At 56.7% G+C, this 3,042-nt stretch carries 3 protein-coding genes and 1 other RNA gene; 2 read left to right on the forward strand and 2 right to left on the reverse strand.

Annotated features, from left to right (window positions below; translation table 11 throughout):
• Both WC600_19075 and rnpB read left to right on the forward strand, forming a co-directional pair.
• Positions 1-296 (forward strand): C4-type zinc ribbon domain-containing protein (locus tag WC600_19075; protein ID MFA4904831.1); only part of this gene is annotated, 296 nt, incomplete at its 5' end.
• Positions 297-309: 13 nt separating this feature from the next.
• Positions 310-679: RNase P RNA component class A (gene rnpB / locus WC600_19080), an RNA gene on the forward strand.
• 2 nt (positions 680-681) lie between these two features.
• Here the strand turns inward: rnpB and hisS are convergent.
• The gene (gene hisS, locus WC600_19085; protein MFA4904832.1) at positions 682-1,929 is read right to left on the reverse strand and encodes a histidine--tRNA ligase; all 1,248 of its coding nucleotides are present in this window, start codon (positions 1,927-1,929) and stop codon (positions 682-684) included.
• A gap of 55 nt (positions 1,930-1,984) precedes the next feature.
• Positions 1,985-3,042, reverse strand: a 1,058-nt coding sequence (locus WC600_19090; protein ID MFA4904833.1) for a GGDEF domain-containing protein, incomplete at its 5' end; no start/stop codon positions are given.

Genomic DNA, 3,042 nt, shown 5'->3' on the forward strand with positions numbered 1-3,042 from the left:
AGCGGGCCGAGGCGCTGGCCAAGATGGACCAGTTGGATAAATCCATGGCCAAAGACCTCACTGCCAGGGAAGCTTCATCCAAAGGCCTTCCGGCTTCGATGCTGAAACGTTACGGCGCTCTGCGGGAACAACGCAGGGGGGTGGCTGTTGTCGAGGCGAGGGACGGCTCATGTCTTGGCTGCAACATGAACCTGCCGCCGCAGCTTTACAACAGTCTGTTTCGCGGTGATGAGCTGATTGCCTGTCCCCACTGCCAGCGGGTGCTGCTGCTCAGGCTTGAAACGAATAACGGGTAGGAAAAGGTTTGGTCGAAGCAGTCAGGATGGCCGCCGCCTGCTTGCGCAGGGGGAGGAAAGTCCGGGCTCCGCAGGGCATGGTGCTGGATAACGTCCAGCGGGGGCAACCCCAGGGAAAGTGCCACAGAGAGCAGTCCGCCCGCTTCGGCGGGTAAGGGTGAAAGGGTGAGGTAAGAGCTCACCGGGTCCGGCGGTGACGACGGATGCCAGGTAAACCCCACCAGGAGCAAGGCCAAATAGGGAAGCGTTAAGGGTGGCCCGCCCGTGCTTCCGGGTTGGCTGCTTGAGGCCGTCGGTAACGGCGGTCCTAGAGGAATGGCCATCACCTGTCGCCGGGTAACCGGCGGCGGGGACAGAACCCGGCTTATGGGCTGCTTCGACCAATTTAATTTTTCAACAGCCTTGCAATCTCTTCAACGGCAAACGGCGCCTCCGTCTGACTTCCGTCTGTCATATTTTTCAACTGGCCTCTTCCGCGCGCCAACTCGTCATCGCCTATGATCAGGGTATAACGGGATCTGAGTTTGTCGGCGCGGCGCAACTGGCTTTTAAGGCTTTTCCCTTCATAATCAATTTCCACGCTGACTCCATCTCTCTGGAGCAGGCACATCAGCCGGAACGCCAGATGCTGGGCCGCCTCGCCCATTGAAGCTATGAACAGGTCGGGACGTTTGCCGAACTCCTTGTCGGCAAGAAGCAGCGCCACCCGCTCCATCCCCATGGCAAAACCGACCCCCGGTAATTGAGGCCCTCCCAGATCGGCAATAAGGCCGTCATATCGACCGCCGGCGGCCACGGCGCCCTGAGCGCCGAGCAGTCCGGTAACCAGCTCAAAAGTGGTGCGAGTGTAATAATCTAGTCCGCGCACCATGCGGGTATTGATGTCATACGCCGTGCCGACAGCGTCCAAATGTCTGCGAGTCATCAAAAAATGCTCGTCACAGGCGCTACAGAGGTGTTCAATCATAGACGGCGCGTCCGCCGTCGCATTCTTGCAGCCAGTGGCCTTGCAGTCAAGGGCGCGCAAGGGATTGGCGTCACATCTGCGGCGGCAATCCTCGCAGAGGGAGTCAAGCCGCGACTGGAGGAACCCCTTCAGTATCTGCCGGTAACGAGGCCGACACTCCGCGCAGCCAAGGGAATTTATCTGCAGTGACGGCTCGGTCAAGCCAAGCTCCGCAAAGAAATGACAGAGCATGGTCAGCACCTGGGCGTCTATTTTTGGATTATTAATGCCGGTAACCTCGGCGCCGATCTGGTGAAACTGCCGGTAGCGTCCCTTCTGCGGTCGCTCATAACGGAACATCGGCCCCATATAGTAAAGTTTGGCAACCGGGTCGGCGGCGTAGAGCTTGTGCTCGATAAAGGCGCGCATTACCCCTGCCGTTCCTTCAGGCCGCATGGTAACGCGGTTATCACCCTTGTCCAGGAAGGAGTACATCTCCTTCTCAACGATGTCGGTGGCGTCCCCGATAGAACGAGAGAAAAGTTCGGTCCTCTCCAGGATCGGCGCCCTGATTTCTGAGAAGCCGTACAGCCCGAAAATCCGCCTGGCAGTGGCCTCTATATGCTGCCATTTCTCAGCCTCGCCGGGCAGTATGTCGTTAAATCCCTTGACTCCGGTAACCGCCACGCTAAATGCGCTCCTTTATCGTACAAAAAGTATTTGAACGTGTATCCATCCAGGCTCAATCGCCTTTATTACGGTCATTGCTGACCATCCGTCCGCTCTTGCGACCGGACAGTGCATATACCACATTCTTGCCGCTAGCCTTGCCGCGGTACATGGCCTGGTCGGCCAGTTCCAGAAGTTCCACCTTGGACCTTGAATTCTCCGGGAAACAGGAGTAGCCCAGACTGGCGGTCAATTTGACTTTCAACCCCTCGGCCACGAGGAAGTCGTGCTGTTCAATGGTGAGACGGATACGTTCCGCAACGACAGCGGCCCCCGCCATGTCGGTCTCGACCAGGATCACGGTGTATTCATCACCGCCATACCGGATAACCGTATCCACGTCCCGCACCGATTTACTTATGAGCATGCCCACTTCCCGCAATACCTTGGTGCCGTTAAGGTGACCGTGGTTGTCATTTACCTGTTTGAAAAGGTCCATATCTAGGAAAATCACCGCTAGAGTTGAACCATACCTCTCGGCCCTTCTAACCTCCCGCTCCATGGCGACTTCCAGGTAACGATAGTTGAAAAGCCCTGTCAGTTCATCCACGTAGAGCAAGCTGCGGGCGGCAGTGTAGCGGGCGGCGTTCTCAAGAGCCAGCGAAGACTGATCGATAATGAAATTGAGGTTCTTGTAGTTGATGTCGGACAAAAATGGCATACCCGGCTCGTTGAAGAGCATGACGACTCCCTGCGGATGGGTTTTAGTCCTGATGAACAGTAACATCGCATCGGACAGGTCACCCTCGATATCGGGACCGCCGCCAAGCCCGGAAGGGAGGAAATTGTTGAGCCGGATAACACTTTCGCCCTTTTCCCCCTGGCAGTTGAAAGTTTCCATGATCGCGCTTCCAAGTCGTGTGCCGAATGCCTCGCTGAAGCCCTTGACATCCTTCAGTATCAGGGTGCTTTCCCCATCGAAAAAGTACCCCAGCCCCTTGTTAACGCCAACCTCTTTGGACAGGACATCCACGACCAGCGAGTAGAGACGCTCCAGGTCCAGACAATTAGCGATGGTCTGACTTACCTGGAGCAGTTTGACAAGACCCTTCAGTTCCTGGTTTTCGTCCA

The sequence above is a fragment of the Desulfobaccales bacterium genome (assembly GCA_041648175.1).
In the GTDB taxonomy this organism is placed as follows: domain Bacteria; phylum Desulfobacterota; class Desulfobaccia; order Desulfobaccales; family 0-14-0-80-60-11; genus 0-14-0-80-60-11.